At 60.3% G+C, this 17064-nt stretch carries 16 protein-coding genes; 4 read left to right on the forward strand and 12 right to left on the reverse strand.

The genetic code is table 11. The features are described 5' to 3' along the window. Window positions 1-16: 16 nt before the first annotated feature. The 6 genes from EOC06_RS00210 to EOC06_RS00235 all read right to left on the reverse strand — a co-directional run bounded on the left by EOC06_RS00210 (window position 17) and on the right by EOC06_RS00235 (window position 6469). The gene (locus tag EOC06_RS00210; protein ID WP_127329069.1) at window positions 17-1057 is read right to left on the reverse strand and encodes a sensor histidine kinase; all 1041 of its coding nucleotides are present in this window, start codon (window positions 1055-1057) and stop codon (window positions 17-19) included. After that, the gene (locus tag EOC06_RS00215; RefSeq protein WP_127329067.1) at window positions 1054-2541 is read right to left on the reverse strand and encodes an ATPase domain-containing protein; all 1488 of its coding nucleotides are present in this window, start codon (window positions 2539-2541) and stop codon (window positions 1054-1056) included. Before EOC06_RS00215 ends, EOC06_RS00210 begins: the two co-directional genes overlap by 4 nt. A 294-nt stretch (window positions 2542-2835) precedes the next feature. Continuing rightward, window positions 2836-3516: an amino acid ABC transporter ATP-binding protein gene (locus EOC06_RS00220; RefSeq protein ID WP_164898413.1), complete on the reverse strand. Its 681-nt coding sequence runs from the start codon at window positions 3514-3516 to the stop codon at window positions 2836-2838. Then, window positions 3513-4487 carry an amino acid ABC transporter permease gene (locus EOC06_RS00225; RefSeq protein ID WP_127332355.1) on the reverse strand — a complete coding sequence of 325 codons (975 nt, stop codon included), beginning with the start codon at window positions 4485-4487 and terminating at the stop codon, window positions 3513-3515. Before EOC06_RS00225 ends, EOC06_RS00220 begins: the two co-directional genes overlap by 4 nt. Window positions 4488-4543: 56 nt before the next feature. Beyond that, complete coding sequence (locus EOC06_RS00230; RefSeq protein ID WP_127332357.1) at window positions 4544-5377, reverse strand: transporter substrate-binding domain-containing protein; 834 nt, start codon at window positions 5375-5377, stop codon at window positions 4544-4546. A gap of 264 nt (window positions 5378-5641) precedes the next feature. After that, window positions 5642-6469: an alpha/beta fold hydrolase gene (locus EOC06_RS00235; RefSeq protein ID WP_128306796.1), complete on the reverse strand. Its 828-nt coding sequence runs from the start codon at window positions 6467-6469 to the stop codon at window positions 5642-5644. A gap of 873 nt (window positions 6470-7342) precedes the next feature. Between EOC06_RS00235 and EOC06_RS00240 the strand changes: the two genes are divergently transcribed. Then, window positions 7343-7660, forward strand: a complete 318-nt coding sequence (locus EOC06_RS00240) for a helix-turn-helix transcriptional regulator (protein ID WP_164762808.1) — start codon at window positions 7343-7345, stop codon at window positions 7658-7660. A 189-nt stretch (window positions 7661-7849) separates the two neighbouring features. Here the strand turns inward: EOC06_RS00240 and EOC06_RS00245 are convergent, their stop codons facing one another. Beyond that, the gene (locus tag EOC06_RS00245; RefSeq protein ID WP_127266845.1) at window positions 7850-8149 is read right to left on the reverse strand and encodes a DUF1236 domain-containing protein; all 300 of its coding nucleotides are present in this window, start codon (window positions 8147-8149) and stop codon (window positions 7850-7852) included. 508 nt (window positions 8150-8657) lie between these two features. Here EOC06_RS00245 and EOC06_RS00255 point away from each other — a divergent pair. The 3 genes from EOC06_RS00255 to EOC06_RS00265 all read left to right on the forward strand — a co-directional run bounded on the left by EOC06_RS00255 (window position 8658) and on the right by EOC06_RS00265 (window position 11200). Continuing rightward, window positions 8658-9035, forward strand: coding sequence for a low affinity iron permease family protein (locus EOC06_RS00255; RefSeq protein ID WP_127320400.1), 378 nt, complete (start codon window positions 8658-8660; stop codon window positions 9033-9035). A gap of 802 nt (window positions 9036-9837) precedes the next feature. Beyond that, complete coding sequence (locus EOC06_RS00260) at window positions 9838-10581, forward strand: DUF4142 domain-containing protein (RefSeq protein ID WP_127331990.1); 744 nt, start codon at window positions 9838-9840, stop codon at window positions 10579-10581. Between the two features lie 22 nt (window positions 10582-10603). Continuing rightward, the gene (locus EOC06_RS00265; RefSeq protein WP_127331992.1) at window positions 10604-11200 is read left to right on the forward strand and encodes a general stress protein; all 597 of its coding nucleotides are present in this window, start codon (window positions 10604-10606) and stop codon (window positions 11198-11200) included. A 296-nt stretch (window positions 11201-11496) separates the two neighbouring features. Here the strand turns inward: EOC06_RS00265 and EOC06_RS00270 are convergent, their stop codons facing one another. The 5 genes from EOC06_RS00270 to EOC06_RS00290 all read right to left on the reverse strand — a co-directional run. After that, window positions 11497-13269 (reverse strand): SLC13 family permease, encoded by a 1773-nt coding sequence (locus tag EOC06_RS00270; protein WP_127331994.1) that lies wholly within the window; start codon window positions 13267-13269, stop codon window positions 11497-11499. A gap of 314 nt (window positions 13270-13583) precedes the next feature. After that, on the reverse strand, window positions 13584-14660 hold the full coding sequence (locus EOC06_RS00275) for an ABC transporter ATP-binding protein (protein ID WP_127331996.1): 1077 nt from the start codon (window positions 14658-14660) through the stop codon (window positions 13584-13586). Then, a complete protein-coding gene (locus tag EOC06_RS00280) occupies window positions 14657-15457 on the reverse strand; it encodes an ABC transporter permease (RefSeq protein ID WP_128306792.1) in 801 nt (266 codons plus the stop codon). The genes EOC06_RS00275 and EOC06_RS00280 overlap by 4 nt, the downstream gene beginning before the upstream one ends. Window positions 15458-15459: 2 nt before the next feature. After that, the gene (locus tag EOC06_RS00285; protein WP_127332000.1) at window positions 15460-16320 is read right to left on the reverse strand and encodes an ABC transporter permease; all 861 of its coding nucleotides are present in this window, start codon (window positions 16318-16320) and stop codon (window positions 15460-15462) included. Window positions 16321-16385: 65 nt separating this feature from the next. Beyond that, window positions 16386-17064 (reverse strand): extracellular solute-binding protein (locus EOC06_RS00290; protein WP_128306793.1); only part of this gene is annotated, 679 nt, incomplete at its 5' end.

The raw sequence follows: 17064 nt of genomic DNA on the forward strand, positions 1-17064 counted from the left end.
AAACGGCCCGCGCAGACTAGTAGGCAGGGACAAGCCTGGTGTCCCGAAGGGGCAAGTCCATTGCAAATCTTAACCCCTTGGGGTGGTATTGCAGCTCAACCTTTGCGTCGCACTGCACGGCGACAACCCTCTCTAGCAAGGTTGTGCCAAAACCACTTCGCTGGGGCGGGTGCACCTCAGGGCCATCGCGTTCACGCCAGTCAAGATGAACCACTTGAGCATTTTTGAATTGCGCCACCGACCAGCGTACCTCAAGCCGTCCCCGAGGCCAGGACAACGCTCCGAATTTCGACGAATTCGACGCCAGCTCATGGAAAGCCATGCCCACGGGTATTGCGAGATCCGCGACAAGCGCGACATCAGGCCCTTCCAAGAGAATGCGTGACCTGTCCGTCGTGTCGTAATGCCGAAGCTCGGTTTCCAGCAATTTGTGCAGAAATGCGGTCTGCCAATAATCATCTGTCAGCATCGAATGGGTGTCAGCCAGAGATACCAGCCTGGCCGAGAAATTGCGCACGAAATCATCCACATTGCTGCTTGAGCGGGCTGTTGCCCCCATCATCGCTCTCACATTAGCGAGAGTATTCTTGACGCGGTGATGAAGCTCCCGGATCAACAGCTTCTGACGATGCGCCACTTCCTCTTTGTGCTCGAGCAAGGATTTGACTTCGAGCTGCCGCGTGCGGGCGCGCAGCGCGGAACGCACGGAGTTGGCTAGACTTGATGCCAGAAACGGCCGCTCCAGAACGATGAGATAGCGGTCGAGAAATCTCAGCCGCTCGTCGAACTCAGCGCCACGCATCGTGAGCAGAACGATCGGAAAATCAGACCAGGCCGGCTGGCTTTCAAGCCAGGCGGCGAATGGATTGCGATCCGAAGTGAGCAATGCTTCTTCTGCAACGACTAGGCACTGTGCCATATCCAGCAGCGGCAACGTCTCAGCAAGAGTGCTGCAGATATGCGTTACAATGCCCTTCGACGCGAGGATTGATGCCGCGATTTTTGCATCACGGCCGGTCGGTGAGAGGATGAGCACTCCGGGATCCGTTGCCATCATGATGATTTATCTTTGAGAAGATCGCCCTGCTTGCCCTGATAGGAGGGCACCCCCGTCAGGATGCCTCGGAACTGTTCAAGAGGTTCCCCCACGGCGAGTCCGGCGGGGCTGATCTTGAATTCGCGAATGGTGTCTTCATGGGCGCCGACGCGCTTTTTCACTACTGAGATCGCGCGCCTCAACCTCCCGTCATTCTCAAAGAAGCGCAACAACATGACCGAATCGCAGAGGTATGTCATGTCTACCGGCGCCACCATTTGCCCGAGCAATCCGTGGTTGGCGAGCAGAAGGATTGTGACGACGCCTTTTTGATTGAGGTAGGTAAGGATCTCGTGCATTTGCAACACCAGATGCTGTTCCTCGGACATCGCATTCAAGTAGCCGGTCAGGCTGTCGATCACCACAAGCCGCGCATTCGAATGGTCCACGGCGGCTTGGATCCGAGACGACAGCTCTCCGGGTGACAGTTCAGCAGGCTCGACTTTCTCCAGGAGAAGCATGTCACTCTTGATGAACGGTTCCAGGTCCAATCCAAGCCCGGCTGCGCGCGCCAGGAAGATACGCTTCGTTTCATCGAAAAGAAGCACCAGCACCGTCTCGCCGCGCAAAAGCGCGGCGTGGCAGAATGTTGAAGCAATCGTAGACTTGCCTACACCTGATGGCCCGATCAACAAGGTGCTGGTGCCTCGTGACAGCCCGCCGCCCAATAGATTGTCGAGGGAAGTGCCACTTAGGGCTGGCGGGCCCTGCTTCCCTTCGTCGTGTTCGCCGGCCACGAGCCGGGGGAAGACCGATACCCCACCTGGCCGGATGACAAAGTCATGGTATCCGCCACGAATTTCCACACCTCTCATCTTGATGACCCGCAAGCGGCGGCGTTCCCCCCCATACACGGGTGACAGCTGCTCCATGCGAATGACCCCATGGCTGATAGAATGCAGGTTCAAATCGTCAAATTCGGCGGTCAGGTCGTCAAGGAGCAGAACCGTTGCGTCGTTAAGAAGGAAGAAGCTCTTCAACGCCAGCACCTGCCGCCGGTAGCGCAAGGAGCCCTGGGATAGGAGGCGTATCTCCGACAGGGAGTCGAAAACGACACGATCCGGCTTAAGACGGCCTATTTCATCCAGTGCGGATTGGACCGTTTCACCCAGTTCAAGGTCGGAGGAGTGCACCAGTGTCTGGCGTTGAGACGGATCGAGGCTGAGCTCCGGGGGTACCAGTTCCAGAATGTCTACGCCGTCTAGTGACATCCCATGACGATTGGCGACCGACAGAAGTTCACGCTTGCTCTCGGAAAGTGTGATGTAAAGGCACCTGTCTCCGTTCTGTGCGCCGTTGATCAGAAACTGCAGCCCGAGCGTCGTCTTGCCGGATCCAGGCCTGCCCTCGATCAGGTGTGACCGGTATTTGGCATAACCACCTCTCAGGATGTAATCGAGACCCTCGACGCCAGAAGTGATCGGTGATGCATCATCTGTTTCCAAAGTGCCCTCTCGCGCGGACCAGGACCACCGTAACGGCCAGGATTTTCAATGGTTCCCCGGCTGACTTGCAAGGCATCGGCAACACTGTGGGTACGCAAAATCCGGCGCCTACCGCATCGATATTGTTGAGCAGCTTGGTGATTGGCATTGAGGCTAGCAAAGCGTCCGACGTCAGCGTCGCGCTGGCAGACACGATCCGCAAGGATCGGCGGCACCCGCGCGCTGCTGGTTGAGGAAAGGCACGGGCCGTTCGTCCAGCGCATCCACGCAGCTTTTTTCTGGAAGTTTAATGCTTCAGTATCTGGCTGCCTCCTCGACAATCTGCCCAGCGTCCATGAAGATCACCCGGTCGGCAACCGCACGCGCAAAACCCATCTCATGCGTTACACACACCATGGTCATGCCGTCCCGAGCCAATCCCGTCATCGTCTCTAGCACCTCGGAGACCATTTCCGGATCGAGGGCGGAGGTCGGCTCATCGAACAGCATGACAGCCGGTTCCATGCACAGGCTGCGGGCAATCGCCACGCGCTGCTGCTGTCCGCCGGACAGCTGGATGGGGAACTTGTTCGCCTGTTCGGGAATGCGGACCCGCTCAAGGAACTTCAGTGCGGTCTTGCGCGCCTGCTTTTCCGATACGCCCTTCACCCACATTGGGCCGGCCATGCAGTTCATCAGCACCGTCATGTGCGGAAACAGGTTGAAGTGCTGGAAGACCATGCCGACGTTGGAGCGCACGGCGGCAACGTTGGTCATCTTGCCATGTAAGGCAACGCCGTTGACGACGATGTCGCCCTCTTGATGCGCCTCCAGGCGATTGAAGCAGCGGATGAGCGTTGATTTGCCGGAACCCGAGGGCCCGCAGATCACGATCCGCTCGCCCTTGTGGACGATCAGGTTGATGTTCTTCAGCGCCTGGAATTGGCCGTACCATTTGGAAACGGACTTGGCTTCAATGATGGCCGGAGCGCTCATCGCACCTTGCTCCTGTGGTAATGCCGTTCGATCCGCGATTGGACCAGTTCGAGGCAGATCGACAGCATCCAGTAGATCATGGCTGCCGAGATCAGCATCTCCATGTGCTGGAAGGTCTTCTGTCCGAGGGTGCGCGCCAGGAACATCAGCTCCCACACGCCGATGACCGAGACCAGCGAGGAATCCTTCAGCATCGAGATGAACTGGTTGCCCGTTGGCGGAATGATGACCGGCAATGCCTGCGGCAGGATGATGCGACGCATGGTCAGCGTGAAGCCGAAGCCCATGGAGCGCGACGCCTCCCACTGGCCGCGATCGATGCTCTGTATGCCGGAGCGGAAGATCTCGGTCATGTAGGCGCCGTAGCAGAGCGATAGCGCCAGGATGCCGGCCGGAACCGCATCAATGACAAAGCCGAGCTGCGGCAGCCCGAGATAGATCAGATAGACCTGCATGAGTAGCGGCAGGCCGCGGAAGAAGGAGGTGTAGAAGCTGGCGATGGCGTAGGCGAAGCCATTGCTAGAAAGCTTGGCCACCGCACCGGCGACGGCGATGACGGAAGCGATAACGATCGAAATGGCCGAGACGTAGAGTGTGGTGACAACGCCCTGGCTAATCAGGAACGGCAGCTTCTCCCTGATAAAGGGCAGGCTGAGATGGAACGTTTCGAAGAAGGCGATGAACAGGAGCAGCAGTTCGAGCCAGACGATGCCGATCTGGAACTTGAGCGGCGCGAAGCCGATCAGCACGACGTTCAAGGTGAAGATCACCGCTATGGCAAAAGCAATGGCAAAGCGGCCGTAGAAGCCACTCACCGACGGTTCGCCGATCACGGGGCGCATCAGTTCGGCAAAGCTGGTGCTCGACATGTTGAAAGCCATGAAGAGAAGCAGAACGACCCCGAACATCGTCGCCACGAACCAGGGTTTGTGGACGAGGATTTCGGCTTCGACGGTATCGGGATAGAGCATCTTTGAGCACCGGCTGTTCGGCGGCCTGCCGGGGGGCAGGCCGCCTTTGAAAGGGGCTAGTTGGTCTTCGAATAATCCTGCCCGTACCACTTTTCGGAGAGCTTGCTCAGCGTGCCATCCTCCTTCATCGCTTTCACGGCGTCGCCGATCTTGGCGGAGAGTTCGGGATCGCCGCGTTCGATGGCAATCGCCAGCGGCTCGTAGAATACCGGATCGCCTAGTTGCTTGATCGGGTAGCCGGCCTTCTCGGCATCGAGGATCGACGGTAGCGAAGAGACCACCGCGTCCAGGCGCACGCCGTCGCCGAGGCGGAGGTCGTCAAAGGCGGTCGTCGAATTCTCGTAGGAGCGGACCTCCTTCGGGTTGAGCTTGTACTCGAATGGCGGCGCGCCGGCGGCGTCGAGCGTCAGATCCTTCTTGGCATAGGCCTCGAAGGTGGAGGTGCTGGTGGCGCCGACCACCTTGCCGTCGAGATCTGCCAGCGTCTTGGCCTTGCTGTCCTTGTGCACGGCAACGGCCGCCGGCGTGTAATAGTAGACCGCCGGAAAATCGAAGATCTCGGCGCGTTTCTTGGTCGGCGTCATCGAGCCGGCATGCATGTCCCAGCGCCCCGCCCAATGGCCGGCGGTGATGATGTCCCAGCCGGGCGTGATGAACTCGACCTTGACGCCGAGGTGCTTGCCGATGGCTTTGGCGACGTCGACATCGAAGCCGTCCAGCTCGTTGCTGGAATTCACGAAGGACTGCGGCGCCCAGTTGGCATCGGTCGCCACCTTGAGCGTGCCGGCCGCCAAAACGCGGTCGAGCACCGCGCCTGCGTGAGCAGGATATGCGCCAAGCGCAAGCGCCATCGCGGCCAACGTCAGCTGTGGTCTGTTCCAGAATGTCATATCCGTATTCCCCTGTTGTTGTTCAGTTCCTTGCAGTCACTTCCGTTCAGCCGGTCGTGACGTCCCAATTTCGTGCCGACCTGGTCGGCGTCCTCTCCCAAGGCCCGCCGATTTAGCGACGTCGTGGCCGGTCCGGTCTTCCGATGTCGCGGAGGATGTTTGCCGTCGCCATTCCCCCGATCACAGGGAAGGTCTCGGCCCGCTCCCTGCGAGGTGTCGTGCAGCCAGTGGTGTCCGGCGTTCGCTTTCGCATCGCGAAGGCTGCTATTCATCGGCGCCGCCCCCTTTCCCGCGGTCAGCGTCCATCAGGAAATCGCCCATCAGGGTGGCAACCCGAGCCGGCGCCTCGATCAGGATCGAATGACGAAGTCCGGGCAGGATGGCGAGTTGCGACCCTTGCATCTGTTCGTGCATCAGCCGTGCCATCCGCGGGCTGGAGCCCTGATCGTCCTCCCCGGTCACGATCAGCGTCGGGCAGGTGATGCGGTCGAGAATGCCGCCGAAATCGGTCTCGGCCAGAACGCGATAGGCGGCCGCATAGCAGTCGCGGTCGTTTTCAGCGTCACGCCGGCGCAACTCGGCGATGACCTCCGGGTTGCTGTCCTGAAAATCCTCCGTCAGCCAGCGCGACAGCGAGGCTGCATGATGCACTGAGGCATCGCTCGCCATCAGCGCCGCCAGCCGGCCACGCACCGCGTGCCGTTCCTCGGGCGTGCGGCCGGCGACCGTCGACAGCAACACCAGTTTTTTCAGGCGCTCGGCATGCGTCAGCAACAGGCGCTGTGCGATCAGGCCACCCAGTGAAAACCCGGCCACATGGAAGGCGGTAAACCCGACATGGTCGGCCAGCGCCAGCGTTTCCTTGACGAAATCGTCGATCTCGTAACGGCCCTTGATCCGGCTGGAGCGGCCATGGCCGCGCAGGTCGAAGGTGAGAACCGAGAAGCGATCTTTCAGTTGGCCCGCCACGCCACTCCAGGCTTCGAGATAGGAGCCGACTCCATGGATGCAGACCAGCGGCAACCCACCCTCACCCTCAAGGCGCCAGTTGAGCAGCACGCCATCGACATCGAGCTGGCCGGAGCGCGCCATAGTCACGCCCTCGCCGCCTGGCGCGCCCTGTCGCGCTCGCGCGCGGCGAAGAGGAGCAGGAAGCAGCGATGTGAGGCTTGCGCTGGGTTCCACAACATCACCGTGGGTTCCACAACATCACCAATGTTCAGAGCCGGCGAATGCTGATGACGATCTCGCGGCCTATTTCGAAGAGCTTGCTAGGCTGCAGTGCAGGCTCTCCGGACCCGAAGGTGCTTGGCGAACTGCACAGGCGTCCTTGCGGTTCATCTCCGGCCCATCGATGCTGTCGGCATGCGGCGTTGCGATCCGGCACCTTTGATGCCGGAAGCACTGTGGCGGTACCTAGTTTGTCAGTACCCTCCAATTGCCTGCCTCTTTAAGAGCCCGCTACGCCGGTGGCGGTGTTTTGCTTTGTTGGTGCCGCAAGCGTCAGGAAGGCAGTCGCCGAATTGACGGGAACAATTTAGCGAAAAGTAAATTCAACGGTCTTCTGGTAGGAGGCCAAAGTGTCCCAGCGAAGCATCGACAAAGACCGATTGGATCGCGCAGACCGCGAGGCAAAAGTTGCTAACGCGGCCGAGAGAGAGGCGCGTTTTTTAAAAACTGCGCGACTTCGAGAACAACGCCTTGCTGCCGAAGCCAGAGATTCCCAGGCTTCGAAGAAGGGGCGATCCAGGAGCTAAGGCGCTTAGCCGCCGACGCCGGCCGTCAGACAGAGACGCCCTTCTGATGGAACATTACGCTACGCTAATAGTTCTAACGCGCCGGAGCGCCCGACGATCCCGGCACGTCATCCTTGGCCCGCCGCTGCGGTAAATGGGAGGCGAGTTCAGAGTTCTTTACATTTCGGCCTGCGCAAGGCCCGCTCGACGCGTGAGTGAGGGAGACATCATGGATCCCGAAAACCACAGCATTTATGCGCCGTCCGCCGAGCTGCTCGCTGCCATGGCTAATGAAAAGCGCCTTCTCGCTCTAATCATTCTTGCCGATGGAGAAATATCCGTTTCTGATCTGGCGTCGCGATTAGGGCTTAGCAACTCCGCACTCTCCCAACACCTTAGCATAATGCGAGAATTTGGGCTGGTCACCCGGAAGCAGGAGCGTCAAAAAGCGTATTACTCGTGCACAGATCGTGCCCTGAAGGTCCTTGAACTCCTGGACTGGCTTGCTGAGCGGAAAACTCTGCCTGGCCGCGACCATCATCCATAAAGCCCGAGACCTTTGGAGGGGTTTCCTCTCGGCCTTCGCTCTAACGTGCTTCCCGCATTCGTGCCGGAGAGGCGTGCCAAGAGCGCTTGCGATGTCGCGACTTTAAGGCTCATCATCTTCGTCCGGACGTGGAGATTTATACGCTTCAGCCCCGCCGCCAGCGATGGCGGCGGGGTTGGATTGGTTCGTTCAGTCGTAAACCTTGATGATTTTTCGGGTGCCCGGGTCCACCAGCACCGTGCGGTTGTCGACCACCACATAGCGGTATTTGACGTTGGGGACCTCATGGATCTCAACCGTGTCTGGCAGAGCTGTCCCGACATTCAGTTCCACGCCGGGGAGCTTGACCGACGCCAGGGGCTGCTGCTTCACATATTCGCGGATGACGGTGTCTTGTTCCGGCTGGATAATGATGTCGTCCGCGGCGGCTGAGCCGATCCCAGCCAAGAGCAACATCGCTGCTGCGGTGTTCTTTAGAAGCATGTTCATATCTGCACTCCCGTGGGGACGGGCGCAACACGATCATCGTCCCGCGCCGCCCGGCAACTTGAACATGGAGCCGCCCTAAACGTTCCGCCTTAGGCACTTAGGTCTAGTCCCTTTGGGGCCTAAGTCTGGTCCTAGAACACGCATTGGTCCTGTCAGAGACAGCGACTGGAACGCCTGCCCCCCGCGGCTGTTGTCTCTCGAATTTGGGAGAAAGCAGATGGATAAAAGTGCTGGCCAAGCACGCTGTTATTCGCAGCTGTCCCCTTTCTCGTGATGGCACTCGTGCTTGGCTGACATGTGGTGGATCGGCGCAGCAACGTCCCTTCCGACGCCGATAGCAGGGTTCGCGAGCCGCCCAGCTGCTCGCGAACCTATATCTTTAACTTGGAGTAGGTGACCTGATGTTGCGCGACAAAGAGAGTCGGATCTTAGAGGCAGGCTTACTGGCAGCAGTGCCTATCTGTGTGGCCATTACCGCACTGGTCGCCTTGATGACTTTGGCCCGGATATGAATCGGTTCCTTTTCGCGGCCTCCGACTTCCTATCTCGGCCGCCGGGCTTCTATGTCATTCTCATAGCAATGGTTTTGTGCACCGCCCTGGTGCCCTTTGGTCTGACAAGTGCGGTTACCTACGCCCTGTCGGTTGCCGCCATCGTGATCACTGGTGTTGTCCTTCTACAAGGCTATCGCGACACCGCCGCCATTCACGCCAAACTCGATGAGATCATCGTTTCACTGAATGAAACCAGAAATGACGTTGTCGGATTGGAGCACGCCGAGCCGGAGGAGATCAGGGACAAGCTTGTAGAACTCGAAGCAGAGGCGTCCCGAACGATCGGCGCTGCCAGGCGCGAACTTTCGAAAGCAACAGGAGAGAGATCATGAACAATATCATTTGGCTCGTCGGTGCGGTGGTCGTCGTCTTGGCGATTTTGAGTTTCTTTGGCCTTCGGTAGGGCGGCCATTTCCGCCGACAACCTGAAGGATTAGCGGGACCAAACTTGGCATCGCAAAATTGCTTATCATGAATGACAATCATCCGCCCCCCGACAAGTTGGTGTCCGATCCACCGCCAGATTGGCAGGGCGTGCTTTTTGCCACCGCTGCTTTCGTCTCATCCATATGCGCCCTGCTGCTGGCATTTTGGATGTCTGTTTGATCGCTGTCGGACAGGCCCATTGTCCTATAGAGAGCCAAAAAGGTTTGGCATCAAAGTTGCGTTGACAAGTTGGGGCGGATGAAGCCCGCCGCTTCGCAAATGGGGCGGCGGGCTTTCATAATCAGAAACGAGCAGCGGCGGGTCCCTTGGCCGTTCGCGCGATCACTTGGCGGAGGTCACGCATGTCGACCTGCCTACCCGCCGGCATGCCGGTTAGGCGGAGTCTGGGGCGCGACCGACGTCTTTCCGCCTTTGTGGTGCTTTTCTGACCGGGCGCGTCTGCTTCAGGCTCTTGCCGGACCGCACACCGAACTTTTCACCGTTGGATTTTTCGCCATCAGGCTCCCTCTGCGCGCAATGGCAACTCTTCGATCGGTCTGAGGTCCCGGACAATGGGATCGGGACGCTCCGCCAGCTTCACGACGACGGGAATGGCGCCCCGAAATGTCCGACATTTGTCAACGTCCGGAACAAAGGTAGCGCCAGGAGATTGGGGTTCATCGTCCTCCTCAACTAAGGAACCTCAGCATGAGAACCAAACTACGCATGGCATCGCTCTCGATCGCGACCGTAATGACCGCTGTACTGCCTGCCTTGTCAGCAGAGACGGCACAGGACTTCGTCACGAAGGCCGCGATCGGCGGGATGTTCGAAGTGCAGTCCAGCAAGGTCGCTCAAGACAAGCTCCAAGATCCGACCCTTAAGGATTTCGCCCAGAGGATGATCTCCGACCATGGCACTGCGAACGCCAAGCTCGAGAGTATTGCCGGCGAACAGAAATTGCAGGTGCCCGCCGACCTCGACGCTGCCCACAAGAGCGACGTCGACAAGTTGCAGTCAGCTGCGGCGCCAGTCGATGCACCCTATGCCAGCATGCAGAGGACGGCGCATGCCGACGCTGTGAGCATGTTTGAAAGTTACGCCAAGGATGGCGACAATTCCGCTCTCAAGTCGTTTGCAAGCGAGACGTTGCCGACACTCAAGATGCATCAGGAGATGATTGGCAAGGTCGCGGCTGCCGCTCCTGCCCCCGACAGTTCCGCGCCAGCCGCCTCCGATGCGGACACCACAAATTCTGCGGCGCCGGTGCCTGGTGCCAACAGCTTCACCGAGGACCAGGCCAAGAGCGCCATCGAGAAGGCGGGTTACTCGGACGTCTCCGCCCTGACGAAGGACGACAAGGGGATCTGGCGTGGAACCGCGAGCAAGGACGGCAAAGCAGCACCCATCGCCCTCGACTTTCAAGGCAACGTCGTTGCCGGCAAGAATTGATCACCAAGCAAGGACAAATCAGATGAAAACCGTAACAGGACTCTTCGACAATTACGATCAAGCAAGCGACGCTGTGGGTGAGCTTGAAGCCACCGGCGTTCCGCACGACGATATTAGCATCGTGGCGAGCAATTCGAGCGGCCGGCTTACGGGCGAAGCGTCGGAGGCTGGCGAGGATGCGGCGGCGGGGGCTGGTGTCGGCGCCGTTATCGGCGGGGCCGGCGGCTTGCTCACCGGCCTCGGCCTGATGGCCATACCCGGTGTCGGCCCCGTGGTTGCCGCGGGCTGGCTGGCAGCGACTGCGGTCGGCGCTGTCGGCGGTGCCGTGGTCGGTGGCGCAGCTGGTGGCATCATCGGCGCGATGACAGAGTCCGGTGTGCCAGAAAACGACGCACATGTTTATGCCGAAGGCGTTCGGCGTGGGGGAACAATGGTCATAGCCAGGGTCGAAGACGACCTAGTCCCCGACGCGGAAGAGATACTGAAGCAATATAATTCCGTCGACATCGCCCGCCGTCGAAACGAATACGAAGCAGGCGGTTGGACCGGCTTCGATCCAACGGCTGATGTCTACACAGGTGATGACCTGGAGGGGGCCAGAGGGCGTCGCAACGTGTGAGATGAAATGACTGGGCGGCTAACAGCCGCCCTCGTCCGCCCTGCGCGATGCGCAACGCTCGTATCTCAGGTTAGCGGCAAGATAGAATGTCGTTGTGACGGCTTGCAGTTCACCATGGCCCTGCCGCTGCGCAAAACACGCCTTGTGCCGACTTTTGCTTGCTTTCCCTTCGCCCCGATAAACGGCTGGAACAAAGTGTCTATCGCCGCGGGCGGGACGAGAGGGCCACCGTTGGCGACACCAACCGGAATGTAGTGTCATGTGGGATTTTCAAGGAGGGCACCCGAATATCGATGTCAGTCCACTGGCCAAACAATCATAAGCATCGGCACGGCAACAATGACTACGAGAAAAGATAGGGGCAGTCCCAGACGGGGATAGTCGCTGAAGCGGTAGCCACCCGGCCCCATGACAAGCGTGTTGCACTGATGTCCGATCGGGGTGAGAAAGTCACAGCCGGCGCCAATGGCGACAGCCATCAAAAATGCTTCCGGCCGGTAGCCCAGATCACTGGCAAATTCGGCGGCGATAGGCGCCATGACAAGGACGGTGGCGGCATTGTTGAGGAATGGCGTAACGGCCATGGCGGCGACAAGGATGAGCATCAGTGCGCCGGACGCCGGGAGGAGTGTTCCCAGCCTAGCAAGCTCGCCGGCAACTACTCCCGTCGCCCCTGTACTGCGTAGCGAATCGCTTACTGGAATGAGAACGGCCAGCATCACGAGGATAGGCCCATCGAGCGATTGGTAGACGTCGCGGAGCGGAATGACCTTGAAAAGCACAACCGCGACAGCGGCCGCGAAGAAAGCGACGGAGACTGGCAGCAGCCCAAACGCCGTCGCCACCATGGCGAGAGCAAGGATTACTACCGGCACGATACCCTTGCGGACGCTACCAAGAAGGATTGCCCTTTCTGCCAGTGGTAAGCAGCCGAGTTCACGAAGTGTCTCAGGCATCCTGGCTGCAATGCCCCGCAAAACGACAACGTCCCCGAGCCTCAGCTCGACTTCGGCCAGCCTGCGGTCGAGGCGCTCCCCGCGACGGCTGACAGCCAGGAGGTTGACATTGAAGCGATCGTAAAGGGCAAGGCGCTGGGCGGTCCAGCCGATCAAAGAGGAGCTTTCACCGATTACGGCTTCGATAGCGACCATTTCGTTGGTGGTGTCGTCACCACCGACCCTATCCCCGGTCACGCTGAGCCTGCCCTGGGAGACAAGGCGATCCAGCGCTTCTGGGTCGCCCTCGAGCAACAGGATGTCATTCACCTTGAGGATCGCGTCGGGCAGTGGCGTCATCCGCATCGTGCGATTGCGCAGAATCGACGTCACGATTGCATCGCCGCCGGCGAGCTTCATGAGGTCTGCGACGGTTTTCCCGAGCACCGTGGAGTCGGCGACAATTCGAGCCTCCGTAAGGTAGTTCTTGATGTCGAGGGCTTCGTTCAGTGATCCGCCAAGCTTTTCGCGCACCGGCAACAACCAATAGAAAAACAGAAGGAAGATCGTTCCGGCAGCGGCTATGGCAGCTCCAACAGGTGTGAAGTCGAACATTGTGAAGGCGGTTCCGGTCAGTTCCTCTCGCACTCGGGACACAACGATGTTGGGAGATGTTCCCACCTGCGTCATGAGACCGCCGAGCAGTGACCCGAACGCCATAGGCATCAGAAATATCGAGGGTGAAATGTTAGACCGGCGCGCGAACTGGAAGGCGATCGGAATCATGATAGCGAGCGCCCCGATATTCTTTACAAAGGCAGAGAGGATCGTGACCACGATCACCAGCAGCGCCAGTTGCGACCGAACTCCCGATAATTTCGGAGCAAAGCGCTTGATGGCGGCCTCCATGATACCCGAGCGCGATATCCCTGCGCTCACCAGCAGAGCGCTGCCAACAATAACCACGATATCGTCGCTGAACCCGCTGAAGGCTTCGTCAAGAGGCACAATGCCAACCGCGAGAGCAAGCAACAGTGCCGCGGCCGCGACCAGATCATAACGATAGCGACCCCACACGAACGCTGCCATCATCACGAAGGTTACGGCAAATGACAAAATTTGCTGCGTCGTCATGTCTTCGAATGCCCCAGCCGCCAATGCGACTCATCAGAACGGCCAAACCGCCCCTTTTGTTGCTTCGCTGATTGCGGCTTTGCCAGCACGATCCTGAACGCCATCGGGCGATGGCCACTGTCCCACGGCTTCCAGCGCAGTCGCCTGCGATCGTCAGCTTTCAGGCGATGGCAAAACCGACCTTACGACCATGAGGCGCAAAGCAGTCCGGCGGCGTTGGGCCAGGAGCGGATCGGCAGCGTTCAGACACGGATTTTAAGAAGCGGTTCTTCGGGCCTTCACAGACATCGACGTGACCTGACCAATCCGGCCCTTCAGGCCGGAAACAAGAAGGCCGATCCGGGATCAAAAAAGATACGCTTGCCTGATGTTGTGGCGCTGTCTGCTCCCTCCGCGTCAGAGGCTGGCCTGACATCAATTTCGTCGCCGGCGGCCGTGCGCGCCATGACGCGCCGGCGGTCGCCAAAGAACGCCGTGTCGATGATCTCGACGGCGAGCGCCGCGCTCGTGGCTCCAGGCGCGAGGCGGAAGGCTTCCGGGCGCACCATCAGCCGGACCCTCTGACCCTGGCCGAACGATGTTGTCGTTTTGATACCGGTCACGATTGAGCCGTCGGCCAGGCGGATCGTGGATACGCCACGCGCGGTTTGCAAATGCTCAGCCGGCAGAAAATTCGAGTTGCCGATGAAGCCCGCAACAAATTCGCTCGCCGGCCGGAGGTAAAGATCCTCGCCGGTGCCGATCTGCTCGATGCGGCCTTCCCTGAACAGCGCGATCCGATCGGATAGGTGCAGCGCCTCCTCCTGGTCGTGGGTGACATAGAGGATGGTGACGCCTGTCTCCCGGTGGATGCGGCGGATCTCGGCCTGGATTTCCTGGCGCAGCTTCTTATCAAGCGCCGATAGCGGCTCGTCCATCAAAAGGATCGGCGGGTCGTAGGCGAGCGCGCGGGCAAGCGCCACGCGCTGCTGCTGGCCGCCAGACAGCGCGCCCGGATGGCGGTCGGCGAAGTTTTCGAGACGCACCAGCGCCAGCATGTCGGCGACCTTGCGCTTGATCTCGCCATCGGGCCGGCGGCGCACGCGCAGCGGAAAGGCGATATTCTCGGCGACGCTCAGATGCGGAAACAGCGTGTAGCGCTGGAACACCATGCCGATGTTGCGCTTGTGCGACGGCACCGAAAGCAGCGACATGTCCTCCAAAAGCACATCGCCTGAGCTCGGATCCTGGAAACCGGCAATGGCGTAGAGCGTCGTCGACTTGCCGGAGCCGGACGGGCCGAGGAATGTCAGGAATTCACCTTTGGGCACATCGATGGTTACGTCGTGGACGGCGACGAAGGCGCCGAACGTCTTTCTTAGCGCGCGTATGGACAGGAAGGACCGGGTCATCTGGACAATTTTCTGCGAAGGAGTGCGGTCACAATCATCAGGCAAAACGTCAGGCCAACGAGCAGGCTGGAGGCGGCGGCGACCACCGGGCTGAGGTCTGCGCGCAGGCTGCCCCAGATCTTAACCGGCAAGGTCTGCAAGGTCGGACTTGCCATGAAAATCGCCACCACGACCTCATCCCACGAGGCCAGGAACGAGAAGATCGCCGCCGAGAAGATGCCGATCCTGATCGACGGCAAGGTGATCCTCAGCCGCGCCTGAAACGGACTTGCGCCGCAGACGATGGCTGCATCCTCGATGGATTTATCGAAACCTTCGAGCGCAGCGGTGATCGGGATGATGGCGAAGGGAAGCGCCAGGATCGTATGGGCGATGACGAAGCCGACCGTGGTGCCGGCGAGGCCGATGCGCAGGAAGAAAGCGTAGATGGCGATGGCGAAAACGACGACCGGCAGCACCATCGGCGTCAACAGCAATCCGCGCAGGACCTGGCGTCCGCGGAACTCACCCCTGACCAGGCTGAAGGCAGCGAACAGGCCGATGATGACGGCCAGCATAGCGGCCATGGCGGCAATTCGGGCACTGGTCAGCGCGGCATCGATCCAGGTCGGGTCGGCCAGCAATTGCTGGTACCATTTCAGCGTCCAGCCGGGCGGCGGGAAGGCCAGCCAGCGCGACGAGCCGAACGACAGGAGCACGATGAAGACCACCGGCAGCAACAGGAAAGCCGCGACTGCCGCCGTGAAGCCGACAAGCGCCACGCGCAGCCATCCGAGCCTGTCGTAGTCGAGCAGCATCCTCAGATCCCTCCGCCGGTGCGCCTGGCGCCGACCAGGCGAAGCTGGATCGCGTAGAGCGCCATGGTGACGACGAGCAGGACGAAGGCGGCCGCACTGCCGAGCCCCCAGTTGAGCAGCGACTGCACCGTCTGTGCGATCATCTCGGCCAGCATCATGTTCGATGTGCCGCCGAGCAGGGCCGGCGTGACGAAGTAGCCAAGCGACATGACGAAGACCATCAGCCCTCCGGCGGCGACGCCGGGCAGCGACAGCGGCAAGAGGATGCGGCGGAAAGCCTCGAACGGGCTTGCGCCGCAAAGGGCGGCGGCGCGCAGCGTCATCGGGTCTATCGCCCTCAGTGTGCCGACCAGCGGCAGGATCATGAAGGGCAGCATGATGTAGACCATGCCGATGGTTACGCCGGCCAGATTGTTGATGAGCGGCAGCGGCTCGTGGATGATGCCCAGCCCCATCAGCGCCCGGTTGATCACCCCCGTCCGCTGCAGCAGCACCATCCAGGCATAGGTGCGGGTGAGAAGGTTCGTCCACATCGACAGGATGATGATGCCGAAGACGATCGAGCCCAGGGCCGGCGGCATGATCGCCAGCATCCAGGCGACCGGGAACGCCACCAGGATGGTGACGGCGGTGACGACCGATGCAACGAGGAAGGTGTTGAGGAACACCCGCACATAGGTGCCGCTGCCGAACAGCGCGGCGTAGTTCTGCAAGCCTGGCTCAGGATCGGTGACGCTGCGCAGCAGCAGGGCCACCACCGGCACGATGAAGAACAGGCCGACCAGGAGAAGAGCCGGCAATGCGCTGCCGCTGCCGGCCGGCAGGCCGGCGACCGAGCCGCGTCTGGAAGAATTTCCCTGCATCGAGCGGTCCTGTCTCGAACGGGGAGCGCAAGCCGCGCCCCGCCGGTCTGCAACGGTGTTAGGTGCTACTTGGTCTGCCAGGCATACCAGCGCGTGGCGATCTCGTCGCGATGCTCGGCCCAGTAGTTCATGTCGAGGTTGATCTGGCCCTCGACATGGGCATCTGGCAGGGCCTTGACGGCATCGGCCGGCATCTCAGCCTTGGCCTTGGTATTGATCGGCGCATAGCCGCTCGCCTCGGCGAATTTCGCCTGGCCGGTCGGGCTGGTGGCGGCAGCGAGGAACTTCATCGCGCTGCCCTTGTTCTTGGCGCCCTTCGGCACGACGAGCACGTCGGCGGCGGTGAGGTTCTGGTTCCAGGCAACACCGACATCGGTGCCATCCTGCTGCAGGGCGAAGACGCGACCGTTCCACAACTGGCCGAAAGCGGCCTCGCCGGAGGCAATCAGCTGCTGCGATTCAGCACCGCCGCTCCACCAGACGATATCGGACTTGATGGTGTCGAGTTTCTTGAAGGCCCGGTCGAGGTCGAGCGGATAGAGCTTGTCCGCCGGCACGCCGTCGGCCAGCAGCGCGATCTCGATGACGCCGGGGGCCGACCATTTGTAGAAGGTCCGCTTGCCGGGAAATTTCTTGGTGTCGAACATGTCGGCCCAGCCGGTCGGTTCGCCCGGAACGGCGCCCTTGTTCCAAGCAAGCACGAAGGAATAGTAGAAGCTGCCGACGGCATGCTCATTGCTGAAG

It is taken from the genome of Mesorhizobium sp. M7A.F.Ca.MR.362.00.0.0 (assembly GCF_004023175.1).
GTDB lineage: Bacteria > Pseudomonadota > Alphaproteobacteria > Rhizobiales > Rhizobiaceae > Mesorhizobium.

What these genes read in the sequence shown, in the direction of transcription:
- EOC06_RS00210 (WP_127329069.1), bottom strand. Translation starts at nt 1,057, where the DNA reads ATGATGGCAACGGATCCCGGAGTGCTCATCCTCTCACCGACCGGCCGT.
- EOC06_RS00220 (WP_164898413.1), bottom strand. Translation starts at nt 3,516, where the DNA reads ATGAGCGCTCCGGCCATCATTGAAGCCAAGTCCGTTTCCAAATGGTAC.
- EOC06_RS00225 (WP_127332355.1), bottom strand. Translation starts at nt 4,487, where the DNA reads ATGCTCTATCCCGATACCGTCGAAGCCGAAATCCTCGTCCACAAACCC.
- EOC06_RS00230 (WP_127332357.1), bottom strand. Translation starts at nt 5,377, where the DNA reads ATGACATTCTGGAACAGACCACAGCTGACGTTGGCCGCGATGGCGCTT.
- EOC06_RS00235 (WP_128306796.1), bottom strand. Translation starts at nt 6,469, where the DNA reads ATGGCGCGCTCCGGCCAGCTCGATGTCGATGGCGTGCTGCTCAACTGG.
- EOC06_RS00240 (WP_164762808.1), top strand. Translation starts at nt 7,343, where the DNA reads ATGGATCCCGAAAACCACAGCATTTATGCGCCGTCCGCCGAGCTGCTC.
- EOC06_RS00245 (WP_127266845.1), bottom strand. Translation starts at nt 8,149, where the DNA reads ATGAACATGCTTCTAAAGAACACCGCAGCAGCGATGTTGCTCTTGGCT.
- EOC06_RS00255 (WP_127320400.1), top strand. Translation starts at nt 8,658, where the DNA reads ATGAATCGGTTCCTTTTCGCGGCCTCCGACTTCCTATCTCGGCCGCCG.
- EOC06_RS00260 (WP_127331990.1), top strand. Translation starts at nt 9,838, where the DNA reads ATGAGAACCAAACTACGCATGGCATCGCTCTCGATCGCGACCGTAATG.
- EOC06_RS00265 (WP_127331992.1), top strand. Translation starts at nt 10,604, where the DNA reads ATGAAAACCGTAACAGGACTCTTCGACAATTACGATCAAGCAAGCGAC.
- EOC06_RS00270 (WP_127331994.1), bottom strand. Translation starts at nt 13,269, where the DNA reads ATGACGACGCAGCAAATTTTGTCATTTGCCGTAACCTTCGTGATGATG.
- EOC06_RS00275 (WP_127331996.1), bottom strand. Translation starts at nt 14,660, where the DNA reads ATGACCCGGTCCTTCCTGTCCATACGCGCGCTAAGAAAGACGTTCGGC.
- EOC06_RS00280 (WP_128306792.1), bottom strand. Translation starts at nt 15,457, where the DNA reads ATGCTGCTCGACTACGACAGGCTCGGATGGCTGCGCGTGGCGCTTGTC.
- EOC06_RS00285 (WP_127332000.1), bottom strand. Translation starts at nt 16,320, where the DNA reads ATGCAGGGAAATTCTTCCAGACGCGGCTCGGTCGCCGGCCTGCCGGCC.